Raw genomic sequence first — 22,816 nt, 5'->3', positions numbered from 1 at the left:
AGCGACAACAGATTTTCACCAGTAACACCTGGCATTCTGGTAGCGCGCTCAAAGTAATTTTCAAACTGTTTCTCAGTAATACTGTAAATGAAACGAACTCGCTGTTTTTCTCGAAGCTGCAAGCCATAACCAGAAAGTTTACGGCGCCCACCCTTATGAATACCTGGAGCAAACGGCCTTCTTTCGAAAGCGCATTTATCCGTGTAACAACGTGGTCCCTTCAAAAAGAGTTTGACTCCCTGCCTCCGACACAAACGACATCTTGACCCAGTATATTTCGACATGACTTTTCGCCCCCTTTATACCCTTCGTTGCTTCGGCGGTCTGCAACCGTTGTGTGGAATAGGCGTGACATCTTTGATCGAATTAATAATCAACCCTGCCGCCTGAAGTGCTCGAATGGCTGTTTCTCGCCCCGGACCAGGACCTTTTACCAGAACCTCAACCTCTCGAACGCCCTGATCCATAGCCTTCTTCGCTGCCTGTTCCGCGGCAAGCTGAGCTGCAAAAGGAGTACCCTTTTTGGTTCCCTTAAATCCGGACGTACCAGCACTGGCCCACGAAAGCACGTTTCCCTGACGATCAGTGATGGAAACAAGGGTGTTATTGAAGGTTGACTTTATGTGCGCAACGCCCTCTCGCACAATCCTCTTCTCTCTTTTCTTTTTCTTCCCTGGTTTAGCCAAATTGATCAAAACCTCCTTATCCTATATTCAAAATCGCCTACTTCTTTCTCCTCACACCAACGGTCCGTCTTGGACCTTTCCGGGTTCGCGCATTGGTTCGAGTTCTCTGCCCTCTTACCGGTAATCCCCGACGATGCCTCAAGCCCCGGTAACAGCCAATGGCAATCAGACGCTTGATGTTCTGAGAAACCTGTGCCCGCAGTTCCCCCTCAACCGGGTACTTTTCCACTGCCTTCTGAACCCGGCTGATTTCATCATCAGTTAAATCCTTCACTCGAACCTCAGGGCTCACCTTCGCCTCTTCAAGGACCACCTTTGCCAAACTCTTGCCGATACCATAAATGTAAGTCAGAGCAATATCAATCCTCTTATTTGCCGGTAAATCAACACCCGCGATCCTGGCCATATCCGTCCTCCTAACCCTGTCTTTGCTTGTGTCGCGGATCAGAGCACACTACCACCACCCGACCCCTGCGACGAATTACTTTGCACTTTTCACATCTCGGTTTCACAGACGCACGAACTTTCATTCTAATACCTCCTCTTCAATAATTCAACCCCTCTTACTTGTGTCGATACACAATCCGTCCTTTGGTGGGGTCATACTTAGAAATCTGAACCACAACCGTGTCCCCCGGAAGTATCCGGATGTAATGCATGCGCATTTTACCAGAGATATGCGCCAGTATGGTTTTTCCAGTTTCCAACTCCACTCTAAACATCGCATTGGGCAACGGCTCGAGAACCGTTCCCTTTACCTCGATAATGTCCTCCTTAGGCATTCGCAAAAATCATCCCCTCTCCCACAAAGTTAAAATCTCCGGCACACCATCGGTCACCAGTACGGTATGCTCAAAATGGGCCGATAATCCACCATCTTCAGTTACAATCGTCCAGCCATCTTTCATGACCCGTACTCGATATCCTTTCTCGTTAACCATTGGTTCAATCGCCAGAACCATGCCTCTCTCTAAAAGAACGCCCTGCCCTCTTTTGCCGAAATTGGGCACCTGCGGTTCTTCATGTAAAGCTCGACCAATACCATGTCCCACAAGATCCCGTACCACCGAAAAACCGTTACGTTCAGCCACCGTCTGGATGGCGTATGAAATATCTCCAATCCGATTTCCAGGGATTGCTGCCCTAATACCAGCGTACAGTGCCTCCTTCGTTATTTCCACCAACCGGTGAGCCAGAGTATTTCCATTTCCAACTACCACACTGAACGCCGCATCAGTATAAAAACCTTCAAATTCAACCCCCAGATCAATACTTACCAGGTCCCCCTCTTTCACCACCTGCTTCCTGGGAATCCCATGCACAACCTCGTCATTGAACGAAACACAGACCGAAGCAGGGAAGCCCCGATACCCTAAAAAGGCAGGGCGAGCCCCTAATCGGCGAATTTCTTTTTCAGCGATCTGGTCTATTGAAGACGCCTGGATGCCCGGAATAATTACACTCTTAACTTTCTTTAATACTTCACCCAAAATCTGACCACTGCGTCTCAGGGCTTCGACTTCTTCTTTGGTTAAAAATTGGCCCATAAAGACACTTACCCTTTCAGGATCTCCTTAACCCGCTCATAGACATCCTCGATAGAACCATCTGCAGAAACGACCTTCAAAAGGCCTTTACGAGCGTAAAATTCCACAAGGGGTCTCGTTTGCTCTTCGTAGACCCTGAGTCGTTCCCGGATGACCTCCGGGCGGTCATCCGGTCTCTGGACTACCTTCCCCCCACAGTTATCGCAGATTTCGTCATTCCGTGGAGGCTTCGAAAGAAGATTATAGGGAGTTTGGCACTTTTCACAGACTCGGCGCGCAGAGAGACGTTTCACAATTTCATCGCTATCCATTTTGAAATAGAGGACTGCGTCAATCCGTATCCCTAACTCTTGAAGCATTTTTTCCAGTACTTCAGCTTGGGGGAGGGTCCGAGGGAAACCGTCCAGAATGAAACCACTGTCAAGTTCCCTACCCGAAAGTTTTTCCCTCACAATTCCAATGACAACTTCATCAGGGACTAACTTCCCTGCTTTTACAAATTCCTCAGCCCGTTTCCCCCATTCAGTCTGATTTTGAATAGCCAGACGAATGATATCCCCGGTGGAAAGTTGGGGAATTCCAAAATCTTTCTCAATCATTTTGGCCTGCGTTCCTTTGCCTGCTCCTGGTGGTCCTAAAAGAATGATGCGCATTGTTTCACTCCTTATCGCACTATTTTTTGAGGAATCCTTCATAATGCCTCATTAAAAGTTGCGCCTCCAACTGATTGACTGTCTCAATGGCCACACCAACCATAATGAGAATCGCCGTTCCACCAAAATAAAACGTGGTGATCCTGGTGAGATTTTCCACCGCGTTGGGAACCACTGCAATAAAGACTAAAGCCAGAGCACCCCACAAAGTAATCCGGGAAAGGCACCGGTCAATATACTCAACCGTGGGTTTCCCAGGTCTAATACCCGGCACAAAACCACCGTATTTTTTCATATTCTCAGCCAGCTCCATGGGATTAAAGGTTACCGCAGTGTAAAAATAGGTGAAGAATAAAATTAGCGCTGCGTAAAGCAAAATATAGAGAGCAGAATTTGGAGAGAGCGCGTCGGCAATTGCTTTCATGAAACTCGAACCCTGGAAAAACTGGGCCAGCGTTGCCGGGAAAAGGAGAATCGAGGAAGCGAAAATAATGGGGATAACTCCTCCCTGAATGACCCGAATGGGAATATGCGTGCTCTGCCCGCCATATACTCTCCTCCCAACCACCCTCTTCGCATACTGCACGGGAATTTTCCGCTGTGCTTCTTGAAAAGCAACCACGAAGGCAATAATGAAAACTGCAACCACCAGGGTGATGGCAAAAAGCAACACGTTGATTTCGCCCACCCGAATGAGGGAAATGGTTCGTACAAACTGGGGAAGGAGACGGGCCACAATTCCTCCAAAGATGATAAGCGAGATGCCATTCCCAATTCCAAAGTCAGATACAATTTCTCCCAACCACATCAGGAACATGCTCCCCGCGGTAAGAGTGAAGATTACCGCTATTCGGTATCCCCATCCTCCTATCGCCAACACTCCCAGATTTTCCATCCACACCGTGATTCCAAAACCCTGAACGATGGCAAGCAATATCGCACCCCACCGGGTATACTGAGCGATTTTATCCCGACCCTCTTCTCCACTTTTGGCTAACTCCTCAAGTTGCGGCACCACCGAAGTGAGAAGCTGAATAATGATGGAAGCGTTGATGTACGGCATAACCCCCAGAGCCAGTACTGAGAAATTGCTCAGAGCACCCCCAGCAAACATGTCCAGGAAACCCAGAATCCCTCCCTGAGAAAAGACATTGGACAGAGCCTTGGGGTCAATTCCTGGAACAGGAATATGAGCACCGATTCGGAACACAACCAGCATGGAGACGGTAAAAAGAATGCGCCGCTTTAAGTCTGGAACCCTGAATAACTTGAGTAGCGATTCCCACATCTCATGCCACCTCGGCTTTCCCGCCCTTTTCTTCAATCATGAGCCTTGCCTTCTCCGAAAAGGCGTCTGCTCTGACTACCAGTTTCCTCTCCAACACTCCTTTTGCCAGCACTTTCAACTTTGCCGTCTCATCTTTAACAATTCCTGCCTCTTTCAGAACCTTTTTATCAACCTGAGTACCATCAGCAAAAACATTAAAGGCCTGGAGATTCACGATTTCCCACTTTTCAGAAGGAACCCGACGAAAACCCCTTTTCGGTATCCGGCGTACTAAAGGCATCTGCCCACCCTCAAATCTGGGGTGAATCTGACCTCCCGAACGAGCTTTTTGCCCTTTGTGGCCCCGACAAGAAGTCTTACCGTGTCCAGAACCGACGCCCCGTCCTACCCTTTTGGAAGGATGAAAAGAACCCCGAGCTGGTTTCAAATCATTGATTTGCATTGACCTCATACTCCTTCCCAATCTCTTCGACTCGTAAGAGATACCCAACCTTGTGGATCATACCCCGCAGAGAGGGAGAATCCTCTTTAACCATCGTCTGATAGAGCTTCCGGAAACCAAGCGCCTTTACGGTTTTCTTATGCGACTCAGGTCTTCCAATGGGACTGCGTACAAGAGTAATCCTCAAAAGCTTTTCACTCATGCACCACGACCTCCCTCTCTCTGGCGAACATCTCCTTCACGTTCTTCCCTCTCATCAGAGCCACTTCCTCAGGATTTTTAAGATTCAGCAAGCCCTTTATGGTAGCCTGTGCCAGATTAACAGGGTTATTGCTACCCAGAGACTTCGTTAAGATGTCTTTCACTCCTGCAACCTCGAGGATGGCCCGCACAGCACCACCAGCAATAACTCCAGTCCCTGGAGCAGCCGGCTTGAGAAAAACACTGCTGGAACCAAACTGACCCATAACTTCATGGGTAATGGTAGACTTTCTCATCGGAAACCGGAAAAGAGATTTTTTAGCTTTTTCAACCGCTTTCCGAACAGCGTCGGGAACTTCTTTCGCCTTGCCGATGCCAATACCCACAATCCCGTCCCCATTTCCTACCGCAACGAGCGCTCTAAAGCGAAAACGCTTACCACCTTTTACCACCTTGCTGACCCTGCTTACAGCAATGAGGCGTTCCTTAAGTTCCAATCCTTCAGGGTTTATTTTACCCATCGTTTTACCTCCGTCCTCTCAAAATACCAGTCCTGCTTCTCTGGCACCATCAGCTAAAGCCTTGACTCGACCATGATACTCATATCCTCCCCGATCAAATACCACGGCTTTGATCCCTTTTTCCACAGCCTTTTTACCGAGGAGAACACCCACAGCCCTGGCAACCTCAGTCTTGGTCCCCGTGAGACCCTTCAACTCTAGAGCAAGAGAAGAAACCCCAAGAAGCGTATGCCCCCGATCATCATCGATAAGCTGAGCATAAATATGTCGCAGGCTTCGAAAAACACACAGGCGAGGACGTTCTGCAGTGCCTCGTATTTTCTTCCGAATCCTCCTATGTCTTCTATCTCGCAACGCTTTTCTCTCTTTCACTAACATAACAGGACTCTCCCTTCACTTCGCGGTTGCTTTTCCTTGTTTCCGTCTCACAATCTCACCAACATATTTGATACCGGTCCCCTTATATGGTTCCACCTTTCGCAGTTTACGAATATCCGCCGCGACCTGTCCTACCCGCTCTTTATCAGCACCTTTCACCTTTATGACCTGTCCTTCTACCTCAAAACTGATTCCAGCAGGTGGTTCAATTTCGACCGGATGCGTAAAACCAAGGTTAAGTAGAAGATTATTTCCCTTTTTCTGAACACGATAACCAAGACCGTTAACCTCCAGAGCCCTTTCAAAGCCCTTTGAAACTCCCTGAATCATGTTGGCAACCAGGGTTCTGGTTAGGCCGTGAAGAGATTTGTCCAGTTTATTCTCTCCCTCACGCAAAACTCTGACCATTTGCCCTTCTCTTTCAATTTTCATCCGGGGATGAAATTCTCTCTCCAGCTTTCCCAAGGGACCTTCGACCACCACCTTGGAACCAGTTATAGTTACATCCACTCCCTTGGGAATCTCTATTGGCTTTTTCCCAATCCGAGACATACGAATCCTCCTTCACCAGACAAAACAGATAATCTCGCCACCTACGCCCAGGTGTCGGGCTTCTTTCCCAGTCATGACTCCCTGCGAAGTGGAAACAATGACTGTACCCATCCCACCAAGCAAAATCGGTATTTCATTCTTTCCAGCATAAATTCTCAAACCAGGCTTACTGACTCTTCGTAAGCCATTAATCAACCGTTCCCGATTCGGGCCATACTTGAGCTCAATAACCAGGTTTTTTTTGTTTCCTTCCTGGACAATCACCTGGTAATCCTTAATATATCCTTCTTCCTTCAGGATTCTTGCCACTTCCATCTTTAGCCTGGATGCAGCCATCTTCACCACGGTTTCACGAGCTTTCAAGGCATTCCGAATTCGAGTTAACATATCAGCAATAGGATCCGTATGGGCCATTTCCATTCCCCTTCCTACCAGCTCGATTTAACCACGCCTGGTATTTCACCTCGACCTGCTAACATCCGGAAACACAGCCTGCAGATTCCAAATTTTCGCAAATATCCTCGCGGTCTCCCACATAACCGACATCGATTCCTTCGTCGTACTTCAAACCGATACGTTTTATTCAGTCTCTCGACCTTGGCCTTACGAGCCATGAGCAGTCCTCCTCATTTTCGGAAAGGTAATCCCAAACTCTCTAACAACGCTTTTGCTTCTTCATCTGTTCTTGCCGTAGTTACGAAGGTAATATTCATCCCTCGTACCCGCTCCACCTTATCATAACTGATCTCTGGAAAAATCAGCTGTTCCTCAATACCAATCGTGCAATTGCCCCTACCGTCGAAAGAACCAGCAGGAAAACCCTTAAAATCTCGAATACGAGCAATAGCAATATTCAAGAAACGATCCAGGAACTCGTACATTCTCGCTCCTCTCAGGGTAACCTTACAACCAATGGGCATTCCTTTACGTAATTTAAAATTGGAGATTGACTTCCGGGCTCTGGTAACAAGCGGTTTCTGACCAGTGATCGCAGCTAATTCCTCCACCGCCAGGTCGAGATAACGAGCATTCTGCGTTGCGTCTCCAATTCCCAGATTGATGACCACTTTTTCTAACCTTGGAACCTGCATGACATTTCGGTATCCAAAACGCTTGAGAAGTTTGGGAACAGATTCTTGCACATATTTCTCTCTGGTAACCGACACTTCCGAAGACCTCCTTGCTATACTTTATCAATAATTTCGCCACACTTCTTGCATACCCGGACTCTGAACCTGGCATCAGCCACCTTTTTTCGCCCTATCCGGGTAACCTGGCTACAACGACTACATACCAGACGCAGATTGGAAACCCTGACCGGATTTTCCTGGTCAATGATTCCCCCCTGAGGGTTTTTCTGAGTGGGGCGAGTATGTTTTTTCACCATGTTAACTCCTTCGACCACTGCTTTGCCATCCTGCAGGAGAACCGTTAAAACCTTCCCCCGCTTGCCACGATCCTTTCCGTGTATGACTTCAACCAGATCACCCTTTTTAATAGGTAACTTAAATTTCTTTTTCGTTTCCAAAATCGATCACGCTCCTTATACAACTTCAGGCGCTAAGGAAATAATTCGCATGAAATTTTTTTCCCGCAACTCCCGACCTACCGGACCGAAAATACGGGTTCCCCTGGGAACATCTTGGTTATTAACGAGCACTGCTGCATTATCATCAAATCTGACGAATGTCCCGTCAGGCCGGCCCAGCTCCTTTCGAACCCGGACTACCACCGCTCTCACCACTTCCCCTTTCTTCACCCCTGAATGGGGTTCAGCTTCTTTAACCGAAGCGATAATAATATCTCCAATTGTCGCATAACGGCGATTCGAGCCACCCATCACCCGAATGCACATGATTTTCTTTGCACCGGTATTATCGGCCACTTCAAGCATTGTTCTCGGCTGAATCAACGAACTCTCCTCCTTCCTCAACCCTCGCCCTCTCTAACACTTCCACAACCCGAAAACGCTTCGTCTTGCTCAGGGGCCTAGTCTCTTCAATGAGCACTTTATCGCCTTTTCCACAGATTTTATTCTCATCATGAGCTTTAAACTTCGCATTCCTTTTGATCTTTTTTCTGTAAAGCGGATGTTCTGTAACCCTGGTTACTTTAACCACTACAGTTTTATCCATGGCGTTACTGACCACTTCTCCAACAAACTGTTTGCGAGCGCCCATTTTACTTTACCCCCTGTTTCTGCAATCCCAGTTCCCGCTCTTTGAGGATAGTCTTAATTCGAGCAACGTCCCTCTTTACCGTACGGATCCTCTGGGGATTCGCTAATTGGCCAGTGATGGTCTGAAAACGCAAATTAAAGAGCTCAGTCCGCAAATCTTTTAATTTCTGATTTAACTCTTCATTTGTCAAATTACGCAATTCGGAAGCCCTCATTATGGTCACCTCTACTCAACACTTCTCTCGACAACTCTCGTTTTGATGGGCAATTTATGAGAAGCCAGACGCAAGGCTTCCATAGCGGTTTCCCTGTCTACACCCCCGATTTCAAAAAGGACCTTCCCCGGTCTTACTACCGCTACCCATCCTTCTACTGGACCTTTTCCTTTACCCATTCGGGATTCAGTAGGTTTCTTCGTATAGGGCTTGTCTGGAAAAACTCTCACCCAGATCCTTCCCTTTTTAATATGTCTTGAAATGGCAACTCGCGCCGCCTCAATCTGAGGATTGGTAATCCAGGCCGGCTCCAGAGCCTGCAGACCAAAGTCACCGAAATCAACCTCACACCCTCGGTGGGCAATACCCGTCATTCTCCCACGTTGCTGTTTTCTATATTTAACTCTCTTGGGTATCAGCATAGTCTACCAATTCCTCCTCGTATTTCCCTTCTTTTACTTCTCCGAAGCCCCCTTCTTCCAGAACTTCACCCGGAGAGATTACTTCACCCTTAAAAATCCAAACTTTGACACCAATTTTACCGTACGTGGTGATCGCTTCGGCAAATCCATAGTCTATATCAGCACGTAAAGTCTGTAAAGGCAAGCGACCTTCACGATACCACTCTTCACGAGCAATCTCTGCTCCTGCCAGTCTTCCAGAACAGGCTACCTTGATTCCTTTGGCTCCAGCTTTGAGTGCGCGAACAATGGCCTGTTTCATAGCTCTCCGGTAAGAAACACGTCGCTCGATCTGCAAAGCGATGTTTTCAGCAACAAGCTGTGCATCGGTTTCGGGGGATTGAACCTCTTCGACCGAAATTTGGACATTTTGGTTCCCAATCATGGCCTGCAAATCTTGTTTCAATTTTTCAACTTCGCTTCCCTTACGACCGATGACAATTCCTGGACGAGCCGTTTTGATAACCACTTTAACCTGGTTTGCTAAACGTTCCACCTCAACCCTGGAAACTCCAGAGCGATAGAGCCTTTCTTTGATGTATTGCCGAACCTTCAAATCCTCTAAAAGATGATCCTGAAACTTTTTCTCAGCATACCAGCGAGATTGCCAATCTTTAATAATACCCAAACGTAAACCGACTGGATTGACTTTCTGCCCCAATTACCTTCCCTCCCCCGCTTCGGAAACAACCACAGTGATATGAGAACTTCTTTTGCGAATCAGATACGCCCTCCCCATGGCTCTGGGCCTTATCCTCTTCATGGTAGGCCCTGGATTTACAAAAGCCTGGGATACCACCAATTTATCCACATCCAAACCCCGATTGTTTTCAGCATTCGCAATAGCAGACTGTAATACCTTATAAACCAGCCGAGCAGACTTCTTAGGAACAAACTTAAGGAGCGCAAGCGCCTCCTGAGCCTTTTTACCCCGAATGAGATCCACGGCCTGTCTGGCTTTGCGAGGTGAAATACGCAAATACTTCGCGGTTGCTCTGGCTTCCACCAAGGCACACCTCCTTATTTCAGAGCGGTAGAACGCTCAGTGGGATTTCCGTGTCCCTTAAACGTCCGGGTCGGAGCAAACTCCCCTAAACGATGTCCAACCATCTGTTCCGTGATGTAAACTGGCACATGCTTCTTTCCGTTATGCACCGCAATGGTGTGTCCAACCATTTCGGGAATAATCACGCAGGCCCGGCACCAGCTCTTGATGACTCTCTTTTCACCGCGCCTATTCATCTCGTCAATCTTCTTTCGTAATTTCGGGTCCACATAGGGACCTTTTTTAGACGACCTACCCAATGCAATGCCTCCTTCCGCTTACTTTCTCCTCTTTACAATCCACTTATCAGTATTTTTGTTTTTCCTGGTCTTGAATCCCTTGGTCAACACACCCCAAGGGCTGACCGGATGCCTTCCACCATGGGATCGCCCCTCACCACCACCATGAGGATGATCAATGGGGTTCATGGCTACACCTCTTACCGTTGGGCGTATTCCTAACCAACGGCTTCTACCAGCTTTTCCAATGGTCACGTTCTCGTGGTCGACATTCCCAACCTGTCCAACTGTAGCCATACAGTCAAGATGGATAAGACGTACTTCTCCAGACGGCATCCTTACCTGAGCGTAGTCGCCTTCTTTAGCCATAAGCTGTGCATACCCACCTGCAGATCGAACCAACTGTCCTCCTTTACCCTTTCGAAGTTCAACATTATGAATAAAGGTTCCCACCGGTATCGAACGAAGAGGGAGAGCATTCCCTGGCCGGATATCGGCATCAGGTCCGCTTATCACGGTATCTCCCACCACCAGTCCCAGGGGAGCAATGATGTACCGCTTTTCACCATCAACATATTTCAAAAGAGCAATACGGGCTGAACGATTTGGGTCGTACTCAATCCTCTCCACTTTGGCAGGAACACCAATCTTGTCTCTTTTAAAATCGATGATCCGATACTTTCTCTTGTTTCCTCCACCCTGATGACGAACCGCAATCCTTCCCTGGTTATCCCTCCCTGCTTTACTCTTGAGGGTCTCAAGCAGTGACTTCTCAGGCCCCCCTGGAGTGATTTCCTCAAAGGCATATCCACTCATATGGCGCCGACTCGGAGTAACAGGTTTATATTCTTTGATGTTTGCCATCCCGATTCTCTCCTTTATCACTACGAAATATCAAAGGCCTTAATCCGCTCACCGGGCTTCACAAAAACGATAGCCTTTTTCCAACTACTGGTTTCTCCTTCGAAACGACCCAGTCTTTTCTTTTTTCCTCCTACTCTTACGGTGTGTACCTTAAGAACCGTCACACCAAACATGTTCTGAACAGCCTTTTTAATTTCAGGTTTGGTCGCCCGAAGGTCTACTCTGAAAACGTACTTATTCTCTTTCTGAAGCCCAACCGTTTTCTCCGTCATGATTGGGTGAATAAGAACTTCATGCTCACCGTTCACCACCATACACCTCCACCAATTTCAGAAAAGCCTCTTTCTCCATAATCACCGCGTTAGACCAGAGAAGAAGATAAGTATGCACTTCATTGATCGGCTTTACGACCACAAGGGGGAGATTTGCAAACGCTCGTACCACTCCCTCTTTCTTCATCACGGTAATCAGCAAAACTTTCTTTCCCTCGGAAACGCCAAAATCCCTCAAAAAAGACACTGCTTCCTTGGTCTTGGGCATCTGAAAATCAAGATTATCAACAATGATAAGAGCTTTTTGCCCAATTTTCTCACTTAAAGCTAAAATAAAAGACTTCTTCTGTTCTCCCTTGGGAAGCGAATGATAGAAAGAACGTGGCAAAGGACCAAAAACAACTCCTCCACCTCTCCAGATTGGTGAACGGATGCTTCCATGACGTGCCCGACCCGTTCCCTTTTGACGCCAGGGTTTTTTCCCACCACCACGCACTTCACCCCGAGTTTTGGCTTTGGCAGTCCCCAGGCGTTGATTATCAAGAAAACTTTTCACCGAAAGATAAAGCAGGTGGGCATTCCTTTCCATCGGTAGAATATTCTCTCGCACGCTGACACTTCCTACCACTTTTCCACTTCTATCTTTCACTTCGAGTTCCATCTGTGTTCCTCCTACAATACTCTCTTTTTCACCAAGACCTTGCTCCCTGCTGGCCCCGGTACCGCTCCTTTAATGAGGAGAAGATCTCGTTCGGGATTTACACCTACCACTTCTAGATTCCTAACTGTCACCGTATCCCGTCCCATTCTTCCTGGAAGACCTTTGCCCTTAAACACCCTCTCGGCATCGGTACCACCAATCGAACCGGGCTCTCGATAAAACATCGAACCGTGCGTTGCTGGGCCACCTCCATACCCATATCGACGCACCACACCCTGAAAACCTTTGCCCTTTGAGACACCGGTCACGTCAACCTTATCACCAACTTGAAACCCATCGACCTTCAAGGTTTGTCCTATCTGGTATTCACCAATGTTTTCAAAGCGAAATTCAGCCAAAAATCGTAGAGGTGGTGTTCCAGCCTTTTTGAGATGCCCAAGCTGAGGTTTATTCAACTTTTTTTCTTTAACCTCTCCGTAACCCAGTTGCAAAGACTGATATCCCTCTTTTTCCTGAAGTCGTTTCTGCACCAAGTAACAGGGGCCACATTTGATCACCGTTACCGGTATTACCAGGCCATCTTGGTTGAAAATTCGCGTCATGCCAACCTTTTCGCCAATCATCCCGTATCGTACTGTTTTCATCCCTACCTCTCTCCTTCCTTCACTGAGAGCCCACTAAAGCTTAATTTCGATGTCTACACCCGCTGGCAGATCCAAATGCATTAAAGCATCCACAGTTTTGGGATTGGGATCCAGGATGTCAATCAACCTCTTATGGGTCCTCATTTCGAACTGATCTCGAGACTTTTTATCCACGTGAGGAGAACGTAAAACTGTATATCGAGAAATTTCTACTGGCAAAGGAACTGGACCCGCCACAGTCGCTCCAGTTCGCTCCACCGCCTGAACAATTCTAACCGCAGATTGATCTAAAATTCGATGATCATACCCCTTTAACTTAATTCGGATTTTTTGAGCCACCTTTCATGCCTCCTCATCTCAAACTCACTCAATAATATCCGATACCACTCCAGCCCCTACCGTTCGTCCTCCCTCACGGATAGCAAAGCGCAAACCCTTCTCCATGGCAATGGGGTAAATGAGCTTCACTTCCAAATTGGCGTTGTCTCCAGGCATGACCATTTCCACACCCTGAGGGAGCTTAATCTCTCCAGTGACATCAGTGGTTCGGAAGTAAAACTGAGGACGATATCCATTGAAGAAGGGAGTGTGTCGGCCACCTTCCTCTTTGGTGAGCACGTAGACTTCGGCTTTGAAGTGGGTATGGGGGGTGATGGTACCTGGAGCTGCCAGAACCTGCCCTCGTTCTACCTCTTTTTTGTCGATACCCCTCAAAAGCACTCCAATGTTATCACCAGCCTGAGCTTCGTCCAGGATTTTGCGGAACATCTCGATACCGGTGACCACCGTCTTTTTGATCTCATGGGAGAGACCCACGATTTCCACCGAGTCACCCAGCTTGAGGGTGCCACGTTCTACTCTTCCAGTGACCACCGTCCCTCGACCGGTGATGGAGAAAACATCTTCAATGGACATGAGAAAGGGTTTATCCAGTTCCCGCATGGGAAGAGGAATATACTGGTCCATGGCATCGAGGAGTTTCCAGATACCGCCACACCACTCACACTCTTTCTTCCCACAGCCACACTGCAAGGCTTTGAGGGCACTACCGGGGATGATGGGAATCTCGTCACCAGGGAATTCATACTTACTCAAAAGTTCCCGGACTTCCATTTCCACCAGTTCGATGAGTTCCGGGTCATCCACCATGTCCACCTTGTTGAGGAAGACGATGATATAGGGAACACCCACCTGACGGGAGAGGAGAATGTGCTCTCGGGTCTGGGGCATGGGGCCATCAGCTGCAGAGACCACCAGCACAGCTCCATCCATCTGGGCTGCACCGGTAATCATGTTCTTCACGTAGTCAGCATGCCCTGGACAGTCAATGTGGGCATAGTGGCGGTTCTCAGTTTCATACTCCACATGAGCAATGGCAATGGTGATACCCCGCTCTCTCTCTTCAGGAGCTTTATCAATCTGCTCAAAGGGGGTGTAATTCGCCATGCCATGTTTGGAAAGGGTCAAGGTAATGGCGGCAGTGAGTGTGGTTTTACCATGATCGACGTGTCCAATGGTTCCCACGTTGACGTGCGGTTTTTTCCTCTCAAACTTTTGCTTTGCCATAGGATATCCTCCTTTTCCTTCTTATCTATTCTTCTCCACTATCTCTTTCATTAGAGAAGAAGGAACTTCTTGGTAATGAGAAAACTGCATGGTATAATTTGCTCTTCCCTGGGTTAGAGAGCGTAGAGCCGTTGCATATCCAAAAAGACTGGCCAAAGGAACCCTGGCGTTGACAATTTGAATATCCCCCTTAGCTTCCATGCCCTCAACTTTGCCTCGGCGAGCGTTGAGGTCCCCAATCACATCTCCCAGGTACTCCCGAGGAACGATAACCTGAACCTTCATGATGGGTTCCAAGATCACCGGGCTTGCCTTTTCAATAGCTTCTTTCACAGCCATAGCTCCGGCAATCTTAAAAGCAATGTCAGAAGAATCCACCGGATGATACGAACCATCTATAAGGCGTACCTTTAAATTAACCACCGGAAACCCGCTGATTACCCCGTTATCCAGAGCTTCCTTTACTCCGGCCTGGACCGCGGGAACATATTCCTGGGGTATGACTCCACCAAATATTTTATTTTCAAAGATAAACCCTTCATAGGGCTCAATTTCCAGAACTACATGCCCGTATTGACCTCTTCCTCCAGTTTGACGAATGAACCTTCCTTCGCCTTTCGCTCTTGATTTGATCGTCTCTTTATATGCCACCTGAGGTTTTCCTATGTTCGCTTCAACTTTAAATTCTCGCAATAAACGGTCAACAATAATCTCAAGGTGAAGCTCACCCATGCCAGAAATGATAGTCTGGGTGGTCTCCTCATCGGTGCGTACCTTAAAGGTGGGATCTTCTTCGGAAAGTTTATTCAAAGCCATGGTTAGTTTATCCTGGTCCGCCCTGGTCTTGGGCTCAATTGCTACCGAGATAACTGGCTCCGGAAAGGATGGGATCTCGAAAAGAATTGGATGGCGCTCTTCACAGATGGTGTCACCGGTCGTTGTCTTCCGCAGACCCACAATACCACACAAATCACCTGCCTTGACTTCTTCCACATCCTCCCTCCGACTGGCATGCATAATGAGCAGACGGCTTACCCTTTCTTTTTCGCCCTTAGTGGCGTTGTACACATAACTTCCGCTCTTCAATTTTCCAGAATAAACACGTAAAAAGGAAATTTTTCCCGCGTGAGGATCCATGACGATTTTAAAAACCAGACCAGCAAAAGGCTCATCAATAAGTGGTAAACGAAGCTCTTCCTCACCACTGCGAGGATTCATTCCTTTTAAAGAAGGAAGGTCCGCAGGGGAAGGAAGATACCATACTACAGCATCAAGAAGCAGTTGAATACATTTATTTCGCAAGGCGGAACCGGCAAGAACCGGAACAAACTTCCCTTCTATGGTTGTTTTCCTGATAGCGTAACGAATTTCAGCAGGGGTGATTTCTTCTCCGCTCAAATACTTTTCAAAAATCTCTTCATCAAGCTCAGCCAATGCTTCCAAAAGTTTTTCGCGATGAGAAAAAACTTCGGATTCCATCGCTTCAGGAATATCAGTCACCCGGTACCGTAAACCTTCTTCATCGACATCATACAAATAAGCCTTTAATTCGACCAAATCAACAACTCCCAAAAAATCAGACTCTTTCCCTACCGGTACCTGAATAGGAAAGGCATTGGCATTTAGCTTTTTTCGAATGGCTTCTACCACAGCGTAAAAATCAGCCCCAACCCGGTCCAGTTTGTTGACAAAAGCAATCCGAGGTACCCGATAACGATCCGCCTGATACCATACCGTCTCCGACTGAGGTTCGACACCTCCCACACCGCAAAAGACAGCAATGGCTCCATCGAGGACTCGCAAGCTTCTTTCTACTTCTACTGTAAAGTCCACGTGGCCTGGCGTATCAATAATATTAATCCGACAATTCTTCCAGAAACAGGTTGTAACCGCCGAGCTGATGGTGATTCCCCGCTCTTGCTCCTGAGGAAGGAAATCCATCGTCGCTGTACCTTCATGAACTTCGCCCATCCGGTGAATCCTGCCGGTATAATAAAGGATGCGCTCGGTAACTGTAGTCTTACCTGCATCTATATGGGCCATAATACCGATATTTCGAATATGGGAAATTGCGTATTCCTCAAACTTCGGCTCTACTTTATTCATGTTTTTACTCACGCGTACTGGGTGACCTCCCTTTTATCAGAACCACCGATAGTGGGCAAAAGCTTTGTTCGCTTCCGCCATGCGGTGGGTATCTTCTCGCTTTTTCACCGCTCCACCTGCACCATTGGCAGCATCGATGATCTCGCTCGCTAACCTCTCCATCATGCTTTTTCCCTGTCTTGCTCGAGCATAGTTTACCAGCCACCGCAAACCAAGGCTCCTACTCCGACCAGGACGCACTTCAATTGGAACCTGATAGTTCGCTCCACCCACCCGTCTTGGTCGTACTTCCACAAGAGGCATGACGTTATTCAATGCTTGAGAAAAAACTTCCAGGGGATCTCTTCTGGTTTTTTCCCTGACAATTTCAAAAACACCGTAAACAATTTTCTCAGCAATGCTCTTTTTGCCGTCCTTCATAACTTTATTAATCAACATCGCCACATCCACACTATTGTACACTGGATCTGGATGGACTTCCCTTTCTGAAACTGGACCTTTTCTGGGCACCTTTGCGTTCTCCTCCTTTCAGGATTTGGGTCTTTTCGCACCGTACTTGGAACGACCCTGCTTCCGTTTTTCTACACCAGCAGTATCCAGGGTTCCACGAATCACGTGGTAACGAACCCCTGGCAGATCCTTTACTCTACCACCCCGAATCAGAACGATAGAGTGTTCCTGGAGATTATGACCAATACCAGGGATATAGGCGGTCACTTCCATGCCATTTGTCAACCGTACTCGAGCAACTTTCCGCAACGCTGAGTTTGGTTTTTTGGGAGTAATGGTCCATACTCGAGTACACACTCCCCGTTTCTGAGGAGAACCCTTCAGAGCTGGAGCACCGCTCTTCTTTCTGACCTTTTTACGACCTTCACGAACTAATTGGTTAACCGTAGGCATTTCATTCCTCCTTTACTTGGAAGCGTTCTCTTGATTACTTTCTGAAAAGTCAAGCAAAGCAGCACAGGAAGAAGCAACCTCTATTCCACACACCCTTCCCAGTGTTTCCGCCAAATCAACATATTCAACTTCTACTCTTCTTTCCTTTGCCAGACTTTCTATTCTTTCCCTAATCTTTTTCTCCACATCCATAGCCAAATACACTTTTTTCGCCTTTCCTCTCTGGATTGCCTTTTCGGTAGCCCTCAATCCCACTACCTTTCTAGCATATTTCAACTCTTCAAGACCCATAACAAAACACGACCCCCAAGACAACGGAGGAATTTTACCAGCATTTTAAAGACCTGTCAACGATTGACGGACGAAGAAGAGGAGTACCATTACTCCTCTTCTTCGTCTTCATCAAGGTTATCTTCGTAATCTTCTTCGTAAGTAACAAAGTCCTCCTCTTCCTCGCCATCCTCACCCGAAGTGACAAATCCCTCCCCAAATTCTTCCTCCAGAAGGGAAGCAATGCCCTTTGCCCCCATCAAGTCCCGGATCAGGTCCTCCTGTATCTCAGGATGCTCCTGAACCATAACCTCACCTTCGGTAGAAAGACGAATTTTCCGGTAACGACTGCAACCAGTGCCCGACGGAATAACTTTTCCAATAATCACGTTCTCTTTGAGGCCAATGAGCTCATCAACCTTTCCTTTGATGGCTGAATCGGCCAGAACGTGTGTCGTCTGCTGGAACGAAGCCGCCGAGAGGAAACTTTCCACTGCCAGAGAAGCCTTGGTAATTCCAAGCACAATAGGCCTACCGGTGGCCACATTTTTTAGCCCAGGGAGATAAATGACTTCTTCAACCAAGGTTTTCACTTCTTTTTCACTTTCCAGATCCCGTAAGAAAAGGATACTAATGTTATCCTCTGCAATCCGGGCCACATCTTCTCGATCGATCACTTCTCCAGCCTTAACAAGCACAATACCGCTATTCCCCAGAATGACGTCCTGAGCAGCAACTTTTCCCACAATTTCCTGCTCGAGCATCTCAATCAATCTTCCTTCGATAGAGAAGAACCGTCCATCTCGAAGCGGTATTTCCCGAATACCCTCACTCACCAGCCTGCGTGCCGAGCCCCGGCTAATGGTCTGCCCCGAGGGAACAATCACCTCTCCAGTTTGAGGACTCACGATGTCTTTTGCCACTTCCTTCCCTAAAATCTCGTCCCGGAGCACCTTGACTAAATTCTCCTTAATGGGGAAAGATTTAATATTCTTCCATACCACTACCTGTTCCACATCGTGTTTCTGCAACACTTCAACCTGTTCATTTTCAAGACGAGTATGAGCCGGAATGAGTACTTCTTTAGTTTTGCGGCTTACCACATCCTCAGCAAGAATTAACCCCTTTAGCTTCTCCCAAGTGGTCTTTTCCCGAATTCGCAAACTCACTGGACCTATTTCGGCAATGGAATCAAGGAGGGTAAGTCTTAAGGTTTCACCAGCCTTGATGAGCGTTTTTCCCTCTTTATCTTTCATTTCCTCCACACAGACTCTATCTAGAAGTTCATGTTCCAGGTTCCGGTACCCCCGAATCACCCGCACCATGTTTCCTTCCTTTTCGATTAAGAAGGGTTTACATTCCATAGAAAGAATCTGTTGAATCGCCGATTCCTGCAGGGTTTCTCCTTTTCGCAGAATGGTTTCCCCAGAAATATCCAGAACATCTTCACCAAGTCTACGACCCTCCAAAAGAACTCTAGCATTTTCAAGAAGGGCCTGGTTTTCAGAAAGAATACGAGCGTTTTCTTTTTCGAAATCCTCCAGAAAAACCATTTCTCCAGACAAAAGACCAGTATTCCCAGCGTTTTCCACCATGATTTTGTTGAGACGGGCAATTTGCCGGATGATCACCTCAATATGCTTATCGTTGATATTCACACCCTGAGACACGTAAACAGACTGAATTTCTTCCAGGAGATATTTCTGCACGGCTCGAATCCCCTTGATTTTCAGAATGTCCCGGGGATTAATGGGCCCCAAAGTCAATCGCTCTCCCGCTCTAACCGTATCTCCTTCCACCACACAGATCCTGACATCGTGGGGCACGAAATAAGTGCGAATGGTCTGATCTTCTTCGTCTTCGCCAGGTCGGACATAAATTTTACGGCGGTTTCCGACAGTCTCAATCTTTTCCACCACTCCGTCCACCTCTGAGAGCACTGCTGCCTTTTTGGGTTTCCGAACCTCAAAGAGTTGCTCCACCCGGGGTAAACCCTGGGTAATATCTTCTCCAGCGATACGAATTCCTCCGGTGTGGAAAGTCCGCATGGTAAGCTGGGTCCCAGGTTCTCCGATAGATTGGGCCGCCACAATACCCACTGCCTCACCAATATCGACGAGACGCCCGGTGGCAAGATTCCTTCCATAACACTTCACACAAACCCCGTAGCGAGTTTTGCAGGTTAAAACCGATCGCACCCAGGCTTTTTTAATCCCGCCCTCTTTAAAGCGTTCCACCACTTTTTCATCAATTTCTTCGTTCGCTCTGACCAGCACTTCACCGGTTCTTTCGTCGATCACATCTCGGAGGGCGATTCTTCCCAGAATCCGATCTTCAAACGCTTCCACTACGTTGTCGCTCTCATCTCGCAGGTCTTCAAGAAGAACACCGTCATCGGTGCCACAATCTTCTTCACGAACAATCACATCCTGAGCCACATCCACAAGACGTCTAGTGAGATACCCGGATTTGGCCGTCCGAAGGGCTGTATCAGCCAATCCTTTCCTCGCTCCATGAGTGGAAATAAAGTATTCAAGAACACTCAGACCCTCCCGGAAATTGGCCCGGATGGGATATTCAATGATCCTTCCTGAAGGATCAGCCATAAGCCCGCGCATACCAGCGAGCTGGCTAACCTGACGGATACTCCCTCGAGCTCCGGATTTGGCCATCATGTTCACCGGGTTAAAATCACTCAGGCTTTTCAATATGGCATCAGCAATCTTGTTGGAAGCATCAGTCCAGACATCAATCACTTTTTGCTCTCGTTCCTCACTGGTAATGAGACCCTCGTTATAATGCTCGTTAATCTCCTCAACGCGTTGAGTCGCTTCTTCGATGATCTCGGTTTTTTCAACCGGAATTTCGAGATCCAGAACTCCAATGGTCGAGCCAGACTTAGTAGCATAATGAAATCCTAATTCCTTAATCCTATCAAGCAACTGCACCGTGACCAGGTTTCCAAAGTTTCGGTAACAGAGATCCACAATCTCCGAAAGTTTCTTTTTGGTAATGGACTCATTATAATAAGGCATCCCCTCAGGAAGAACCTGGTTGAAGATGATTCTTCCCACCGTGGTTTCCCGAATTTCGGGATGACGCTCAGTAATTTCCCTAACAAAAATGGGTTCATGCAAGTCAAGTTTCCGGAAAGAATATGCAAGCATTGCTTCATTAACATCGCGGAAAATTCTCCTCTTTGCACCTTTGTTACCAAGAAGCGTCAGATAGTAACAGCCTAAAACCATATCCTGGGTGGGAACCGCGATGGGCTTTCCATGAGCAGGAGATAGAATATTGTGCGATGATAGCATGATGATTTGTGCCTCGGCCTGTGCTTCCGCCGAAAGGGGCACATGCACCGCCATCTGATCACCGTCAAAGTCAGCATTAAAAGCTGGACATACCAGGGGATGGAGCTGAATGGCGTTCCCTTCCACAAGCACTGGCTGAAAGGCCTGAATACTCAGGCGGTGAAGCGTTGGAGCACGATTCAACAGTACCGGATGTTCGGCAATCACTTCTTCCAGGATACCCCAGACCTCATCGCGGACCTTCTCTACCATTCGCTTGGCACTCTTAATATTATGGGCAAATCCCTTGTCCACCAGTTTTTTCATCACAAAGGGTTTAAACAGTTCCAGAGCCATTTTTTTGGGAATCCCGCACTGATCAAACCGAAGCCGTGGTCCAGAAACAATTACCGAACGGCCAGAATAATCAACCCGTTTCCCCAGGAGATTTTGACGGAAACGACCCTTTTTACCCCGGAGCATGTCGCTCAACGACTTCAGAGGTCGATTGCCAGGACCGAGCACCGGTCGCCCTCGACGGCCGTTATCAAAAAGGGCATCAACAGCTTCCTGAAGCATCCTTTTCTCATTTTTCACGATAATTTCCGGAGCACCAAGCTGGAGAAGTCTCTTCAGACGGTTATTTCGGTTAATTACCCGCCGATAGAGGTCATTCAAGTCGGAAGCAGCAAACCTTCCCCCGTCAAGCTGGACCATGGGTCGGAGATCCGGTGGAAGCACTGGAATGACTTCAAGAATCATCCACTCCGGTCGGTTTCCAGACTTGCAGAAGGATTCCACCACTTGAAGTCTTTTGATAAGCTTTTTGGCCTTGGCTCCAGAAGATTCTTTCAGTTCTTTACGCAGTTCTCGAGCCAACTGGTGCACATCAATGTTCTTCAGAATTTCCCGTACCGCTTCAGCACCGACTCCAGCTTTGAACTCAGGATCATAATGAGAAAGAAGACGAGCTTCGGTTTCCAGAATCATTTGGGAAACCTTAAGGCCAGTTTTGCCAGGATTTACCACAATATAACATGGTTCTTCCACCGTATCAGAAAGGACATTCTCCTCAAAAAGTCCTCCAAACACTTCTCGCAGCTGGTTGACCTCGGATTCCGACAGTTCTTCATCCCGCTGGTAGGGGAAAACCTTTATATCGACCACTTCAAAGTGGTTTTCATCAACCGGCTCTGCAGTGAAACTATCCTTGTACTTAGAATGATAGCGAGTGTAATCCTTAAGAGTCAGACGGTCACCAATCGAAAAAGGAAGGCTGTGCACTTCCACAATGTGGTGAGCCGGTTCAGCCCGAAAACTTGGATCATATTTCGAGTAAATCTTGTATTCGGTCTCCCGAATGATTGCTCCGGCACCCAGATCCGTAGAACCAGGGTCAATAACTTTATAACAATCCTCCCTTTTCCGACCCGAAGCAAAATAGAGTACCTTTTCCAGATTCTTAGGAATAATCCCCAGAAGAAGGGCCATCTTACTGGGTATACTCTTAAAATACCAGATATGGGAAACCGGAGTAGCCAGCTCAATGTGCCCCAGACGTTCACGCCGGACCGAAGATTTGGTGATCTCTACTCCACATCGATCGCAGACCATTCCCTTATCTTTTACTCTTTTGTATTTACCACAGTAGCATTCCCAATCTTTGGTAGGACCGAAAATCTTCTCGCAAAAGAGACCGTCCTTTTCTGGCTTCAAAGTGCGGTAATTTATCGTCTCCGGCTTTTTGACTTCACCCCGAGACCACTTTCTGATTTCCTCGGGAGAGGCCAATCCAATTTGAATCGCGCCAAGGTCGTTCACATCCACCAA

At 47.5% G+C, this 22,816-nt stretch carries 35 protein-coding genes; all 35 read right to left on the bottom strand.

What is annotated here, in order from left to right; translation table 11 throughout:
* The coding region (locus tag ABDK92_04860) for a 30S ribosomal protein S4 (protein ID MEN3185955.1) at nt 1–284 on the bottom strand (284 nt) is incomplete at its 3' end.
* A 15-nt stretch (nt 285–299) separates the two neighbouring features.
* The gene (rpsK, locus tag ABDK92_04855) at nt 300–686 is read right to left on the bottom strand and encodes a 30S ribosomal protein S11 (GenBank protein ID MEN3185954.1); all 387 of its coding nucleotides are present in this window, start codon (nt 684–686) and stop codon (nt 300–302) included.
* 37 nt (nt 687–723) lie between these two features.
* Nucleotides 724–1,092: a 30S ribosomal protein S13 gene (rpsM, locus tag ABDK92_04850; GenBank protein MEN3185953.1), complete on the bottom strand. Its 369-nt coding sequence runs from the start codon at nt 1,090–1,092 to the stop codon at nt 724–726.
* A 10-nt stretch (nt 1,093–1,102) separates the two neighbouring features.
* Nucleotides 1,103–1,216: a 50S ribosomal protein L36 gene (rpmJ, locus tag ABDK92_04845; protein ID MEN3185952.1), complete on the bottom strand. Its 114-nt coding sequence runs from the start codon at nt 1,214–1,216 to the stop codon at nt 1,103–1,105.
* Between the two features lie 33 nt (nt 1,217–1,249).
* Nucleotides 1,250–1,468 (bottom strand): translation initiation factor IF-1, encoded by a 219-nt coding sequence (gene infA / locus ABDK92_04840; protein MEN3185951.1) that lies wholly within the window; start codon nt 1,466–1,468, stop codon nt 1,250–1,252.
* A gap of 9 nt (nt 1,469–1,477) precedes the next feature.
* The gene (gene map, locus ABDK92_04835) at nt 1,478–2,233 is read right to left on the bottom strand and encodes a type I methionyl aminopeptidase (protein MEN3185950.1); all 756 of its coding nucleotides are present in this window, start codon (nt 2,231–2,233) and stop codon (nt 1,478–1,480) included.
* An 8-nt stretch (nt 2,234–2,241) separates the two neighbouring features.
* Nucleotides 2,242–2,886, bottom strand: coding sequence for an adenylate kinase (locus ABDK92_04830; GenBank protein MEN3185949.1), 645 nt, complete (start codon nt 2,884–2,886; stop codon nt 2,242–2,244).
* A gap of 19 nt (nt 2,887–2,905) precedes the next feature.
* Complete coding sequence (gene secY, locus ABDK92_04825; protein MEN3185948.1) at nt 2,906–4,174, bottom strand: preprotein translocase subunit SecY; 1,269 nt, start codon at nt 4,172–4,174, stop codon at nt 2,906–2,908.
* Nucleotide 4,175: 1 nt separating this feature from the next.
* The gene (gene rplO, locus ABDK92_04820; protein MEN3185947.1) at nt 4,176–4,616 is read right to left on the bottom strand and encodes a 50S ribosomal protein L15; all 441 of its coding nucleotides are present in this window, start codon (nt 4,614–4,616) and stop codon (nt 4,176–4,178) included.
* Nucleotides 4,603–4,818 (bottom strand): 50S ribosomal protein L30, encoded by a 216-nt coding sequence (rpmD, locus tag ABDK92_04815; protein MEN3185946.1) that lies wholly within the window; start codon nt 4,816–4,818, stop codon nt 4,603–4,605. Before rpmD ends, rplO begins: the two co-directional genes overlap by 14 nt.
* Nucleotides 4,811–5,338: a 30S ribosomal protein S5 gene (gene rpsE, locus ABDK92_04810; GenBank protein ID MEN3185945.1), complete on the bottom strand. Its 528-nt coding sequence runs from the start codon at nt 5,336–5,338 to the stop codon at nt 4,811–4,813. The genes rpmD and rpsE overlap by 8 nt, the downstream gene beginning before the upstream one ends.
* A gap of 18 nt (nt 5,339–5,356) precedes the next feature.
* Nucleotides 5,357–5,716 carry a 50S ribosomal protein L18 gene (rplR, locus tag ABDK92_04805; protein MEN3185944.1) on the bottom strand — a complete coding sequence of 120 codons (360 nt, stop codon included), beginning with the start codon at nt 5,714–5,716 and terminating at the stop codon, nt 5,357–5,359.
* Between the two features lie 15 nt (nt 5,717–5,731).
* A complete protein-coding gene (gene rplF, locus ABDK92_04800; GenBank protein ID MEN3185943.1) occupies nt 5,732–6,268 on the bottom strand; it encodes a 50S ribosomal protein L6 in 537 nt (178 codons plus the stop codon).
* A 12-nt stretch (nt 6,269–6,280) separates the two neighbouring features.
* The gene (gene rpsH, locus ABDK92_04795) at nt 6,281–6,682 is read right to left on the bottom strand and encodes a 30S ribosomal protein S8 (GenBank protein ID MEN3185942.1); all 402 of its coding nucleotides are present in this window, start codon (nt 6,680–6,682) and stop codon (nt 6,281–6,283) included.
* Nucleotides 6,683–6,696: 14 nt separating this feature from the next.
* Nucleotides 6,697–6,882, bottom strand: coding sequence for a type Z 30S ribosomal protein S14 (locus ABDK92_04790; protein ID MEN3185941.1), 186 nt, complete (start codon nt 6,880–6,882; stop codon nt 6,697–6,699).
* Nucleotides 6,883–6,894: 12 nt separating this feature from the next.
* Complete coding sequence (gene rplE, locus ABDK92_04785) at nt 6,895–7,434, bottom strand: 50S ribosomal protein L5 (protein ID MEN3185940.1); 540 nt, start codon at nt 7,432–7,434, stop codon at nt 6,895–6,897.
* Between the two features lie 17 nt (nt 7,435–7,451).
* Nucleotides 7,452–7,796 carry a 50S ribosomal protein L24 gene (gene rplX, locus ABDK92_04780; GenBank protein MEN3185939.1) on the bottom strand — a complete coding sequence of 115 codons (345 nt, stop codon included), beginning with the start codon at nt 7,794–7,796 and terminating at the stop codon, nt 7,452–7,454.
* A 15-nt stretch (nt 7,797–7,811) separates the two neighbouring features.
* The gene (rplN, locus tag ABDK92_04775; protein MEN3185938.1) at nt 7,812–8,180 is read right to left on the bottom strand and encodes a 50S ribosomal protein L14; all 369 of its coding nucleotides are present in this window, start codon (nt 8,178–8,180) and stop codon (nt 7,812–7,814) included.
* Nucleotides 8,155–8,448 (bottom strand): 30S ribosomal protein S17, encoded by a 294-nt coding sequence (gene rpsQ / locus ABDK92_04770; GenBank protein ID MEN3185937.1) that lies wholly within the window; start codon nt 8,446–8,448, stop codon nt 8,155–8,157. Before rpsQ ends, rplN begins: the two co-directional genes overlap by 26 nt.
* A 1-nt stretch (nt 8,449) precedes the next feature.
* The gene (gene rpmC, locus ABDK92_04765; protein ID MEN3185936.1) at nt 8,450–8,662 is read right to left on the bottom strand and encodes a 50S ribosomal protein L29; all 213 of its coding nucleotides are present in this window, start codon (nt 8,660–8,662) and stop codon (nt 8,450–8,452) included.
* Between the two features lie 11 nt (nt 8,663–8,673).
* Complete coding sequence (rplP, locus tag ABDK92_04760) at nt 8,674–9,084, bottom strand: 50S ribosomal protein L16 (GenBank protein ID MEN3185935.1); 411 nt, start codon at nt 9,082–9,084, stop codon at nt 8,674–8,676.
* Nucleotides 9,062–9,784 (bottom strand): 30S ribosomal protein S3, encoded by a 723-nt coding sequence (gene rpsC, locus ABDK92_04755; GenBank protein MEN3185934.1) that lies wholly within the window; start codon nt 9,782–9,784, stop codon nt 9,062–9,064. The genes rplP and rpsC overlap by 23 nt, the downstream gene beginning before the upstream one ends.
* Entirely contained in the window at nt 9,785–10,129 is a 345-nt protein-coding gene (gene rplV / locus ABDK92_04750; GenBank protein ID MEN3185933.1) for a 50S ribosomal protein L22, read from the bottom strand. It lies immediately after the preceding gene.
* A gap of 14 nt (nt 10,130–10,143) precedes the next feature.
* Nucleotides 10,144–10,428, bottom strand: coding sequence for a 30S ribosomal protein S19 (gene rpsS, locus ABDK92_04745; GenBank protein ID MEN3185932.1), 285 nt, complete (start codon nt 10,426–10,428; stop codon nt 10,144–10,146).
* An 18-nt stretch (nt 10,429–10,446) separates the two neighbouring features.
* Nucleotides 10,447–11,271, bottom strand: a complete 825-nt coding sequence (gene rplB / locus ABDK92_04740) for a 50S ribosomal protein L2 (GenBank protein MEN3185931.1) — start codon at nt 11,269–11,271, stop codon at nt 10,447–10,449.
* Nucleotides 11,272–11,291: 20 nt separating this feature from the next.
* Complete coding sequence (gene rplW / locus ABDK92_04735; GenBank protein ID MEN3185930.1) at nt 11,292–11,585, bottom strand: 50S ribosomal protein L23; 294 nt, start codon at nt 11,583–11,585, stop codon at nt 11,292–11,294.
* Nucleotides 11,569–12,204: a 50S ribosomal protein L4 gene (gene rplD / locus ABDK92_04730; GenBank protein MEN3185929.1), complete on the bottom strand. Its 636-nt coding sequence runs from the start codon at nt 12,202–12,204 to the stop codon at nt 11,569–11,571. Before rplD ends, rplW begins: the two co-directional genes overlap by 17 nt.
* An 11-nt stretch (nt 12,205–12,215) precedes the next feature.
* Nucleotides 12,216–12,848 (bottom strand): 50S ribosomal protein L3, encoded by a 633-nt coding sequence (gene rplC / locus ABDK92_04725; GenBank protein ID MEN3185928.1) that lies wholly within the window; start codon nt 12,846–12,848, stop codon nt 12,216–12,218.
* Nucleotides 12,849–12,881: 33 nt separating this feature from the next.
* Complete coding sequence (rpsJ, locus tag ABDK92_04720) at nt 12,882–13,187, bottom strand: 30S ribosomal protein S10 (protein MEN3185927.1); 306 nt, start codon at nt 13,185–13,187, stop codon at nt 12,882–12,884.
* A gap of 24 nt (nt 13,188–13,211) precedes the next feature.
* Nucleotides 13,212–14,414 carry an elongation factor Tu gene (tuf, locus tag ABDK92_04715; protein ID MEN3185926.1) on the bottom strand — a complete coding sequence of 401 codons (1,203 nt, stop codon included), beginning with the start codon at nt 14,412–14,414 and terminating at the stop codon, nt 13,212–13,214.
* Between the two features lie 21 nt (nt 14,415–14,435).
* Complete coding sequence (gene fusA / locus ABDK92_04710; protein ID MEN3185925.1) at nt 14,436–16,520, bottom strand: elongation factor G; 2,085 nt, start codon at nt 16,518–16,520, stop codon at nt 14,436–14,438.
* 36 nt (nt 16,521–16,556) lie between these two features.
* On the bottom strand, nt 16,557–17,030 hold the full coding sequence (rpsG, locus tag ABDK92_04705) for a 30S ribosomal protein S7 (GenBank protein ID MEN3185924.1): 474 nt from the start codon (nt 17,028–17,030) through the stop codon (nt 16,557–16,559).
* A gap of 18 nt (nt 17,031–17,048) precedes the next feature.
* The gene (gene rpsL, locus ABDK92_04700; GenBank protein ID MEN3185923.1) at nt 17,049–17,423 is read right to left on the bottom strand and encodes a 30S ribosomal protein S12; all 375 of its coding nucleotides are present in this window, start codon (nt 17,421–17,423) and stop codon (nt 17,049–17,051) included.
* 12 nt (nt 17,424–17,435) lie between these two features.
* The gene (locus ABDK92_04695) at nt 17,436–17,714 is read right to left on the bottom strand and encodes a ribosomal L7Ae/L30e/S12e/Gadd45 family protein (protein ID MEN3185922.1); all 279 of its coding nucleotides are present in this window, start codon (nt 17,712–17,714) and stop codon (nt 17,436–17,438) included.
* A gap of 89 nt (nt 17,715–17,803) precedes the next feature.
* On the bottom strand, nt 17,804–22,813 hold the full coding sequence (gene rpoC / locus ABDK92_04690) for a DNA-directed RNA polymerase subunit beta' (GenBank protein MEN3185921.1): 5,010 nt from the start codon (nt 22,811–22,813) through the stop codon (nt 17,804–17,806).
* Nucleotides 22,814–22,816: the final 3 nt, after the last annotated feature.

Source organism: Atribacterota bacterium (genome assembly GCA_039638595.1).
GTDB classification, from domain to species: domain Bacteria; phylum Atribacterota; class Atribacteria; order Atribacterales; family Caldatribacteriaceae; genus Profundicultor; species Profundicultor thermophilus.
Note: the sequence above shows the minus strand (reverse complement) of the source record. Positions and strands in the feature narration are given on the sequence as shown.

Bases quoted from the DNA above. Each gene is read 5' to 3' on its own strand.
- rpsM (MEN3185953.1), bottom strand. From the start codon at position 1,092: ATGGCCAGGATCGCGGGTGTTGATTTACCGGCAAATAAGAGGATTGAT.
- rplB (MEN3185931.1), bottom strand. From the start codon at position 11,271: ATGGCAAACATCAAAGAATATAAACCTGTTACTCCGAGTCGGCGCCAT.
- rplP (MEN3185935.1), bottom strand. From the start codon at position 9,084: ATGCTGATACCCAAGAGAGTTAAATATAGAAAACAGCAACGTGGGAGA.
- rpsE (MEN3185945.1), bottom strand. From the start codon at position 5,338: ATGGGTAAAATAAACCCTGAAGGATTGGAACTTAAGGAACGCCTCATT.
- rpmC (MEN3185936.1), bottom strand. From the start codon at position 8,662: ATGAGGGCTTCCGAATTGCGTAATTTGACAAATGAAGAGTTAAATCAG.
- rpsH (MEN3185942.1), bottom strand. From the start codon at position 6,682: ATGGCCCATACGGATCCTATTGCTGATATGTTAACTCGAATTCGGAAT.
- rpmD (MEN3185946.1), bottom strand. From the start codon at position 4,818: ATGAGTGAAAAGCTTTTGAGGATTACTCTTGTACGCAGTCCCATTGGA.
- fusA (MEN3185925.1), bottom strand. From the start codon at position 16,520: ATGAATAAAGTAGAGCCGAAGTTTGAGGAATACGCAATTTCCCATATT.
- ABDK92_04695 (MEN3185922.1), bottom strand. From the start codon at position 17,714: ATGGGTCTTGAAGAGTTGAAATATGCTAGAAAGGTAGTGGGATTGAGG.
- rpsL (MEN3185923.1), bottom strand. From the start codon at position 17,423: ATGCCTACGGTTAACCAATTAGTTCGTGAAGGTCGTAAAAAGGTCAGA.
- rpmJ (MEN3185952.1), bottom strand. From the start codon at position 1,216: ATGAAAGTTCGTGCGTCTGTGAAACCGAGATGTGAAAAGTGCAAAGTA.
- rplR (MEN3185944.1), bottom strand. From the start codon at position 5,716: ATGTTAGTGAAAGAGAGAAAAGCGTTGCGAGATAGAAGACATAGGAGG.
- rplW (MEN3185930.1), bottom strand. From the start codon at position 11,585: ATGGTGGTGAACGGTGAGCATGAAGTTCTTATTCACCCAATCATGACG.
- tuf (MEN3185926.1), bottom strand. From the start codon at position 14,414: ATGGCAAAGCAAAAGTTTGAGAGGAAAAAACCGCACGTCAACGTGGGA.
- infA (MEN3185951.1), bottom strand. From the start codon at position 1,468: ATGCCTAAGGAGGACATTATCGAGGTAAAGGGAACGGTTCTCGAGCCG.
- ABDK92_04830 (MEN3185949.1), bottom strand. From the start codon at position 2,886: ATGCGCATCATTCTTTTAGGACCACCAGGAGCAGGCAAAGGAACGCAG.
- map (MEN3185950.1), bottom strand. From the start codon at position 2,233: ATGGGCCAATTTTTAACCAAAGAAGAAGTCGAAGCCCTGAGACGCAGT.
- rplD (MEN3185929.1), bottom strand. From the start codon at position 12,204: ATGGAACTCGAAGTGAAAGATAGAAGTGGAAAAGTGGTAGGAAGTGTC.
- rpsQ (MEN3185937.1), bottom strand. From the start codon at position 8,448: ATGGGCGCTCGCAAACAGTTTGTTGGAGAAGTGGTCAGTAACGCCATG.
- rplC (MEN3185928.1), bottom strand. From the start codon at position 12,848: ATGAAAACAGTACGATACGGGATGATTGGCGAAAAGGTTGGCATGACG.
- ABDK92_04790 (MEN3185941.1), bottom strand. From the start codon at position 6,882: ATGGCTCGTAAGGCCAAGGTCGAGAGACTGAATAAAACGTATCGGTTT.
- rplO (MEN3185947.1), bottom strand. From the start codon at position 4,616: ATGCAAATCAATGATTTGAAACCAGCTCGGGGTTCTTTTCATCCTTCC.
- rplF (MEN3185943.1), bottom strand. From the start codon at position 6,268: ATGTCTCGGATTGGGAAAAAGCCAATAGAGATTCCCAAGGGAGTGGAT.
- secY (MEN3185948.1), bottom strand. From the start codon at position 4,174: ATGTGGGAATCGCTACTCAAGTTATTCAGGGTTCCAGACTTAAAGCGG.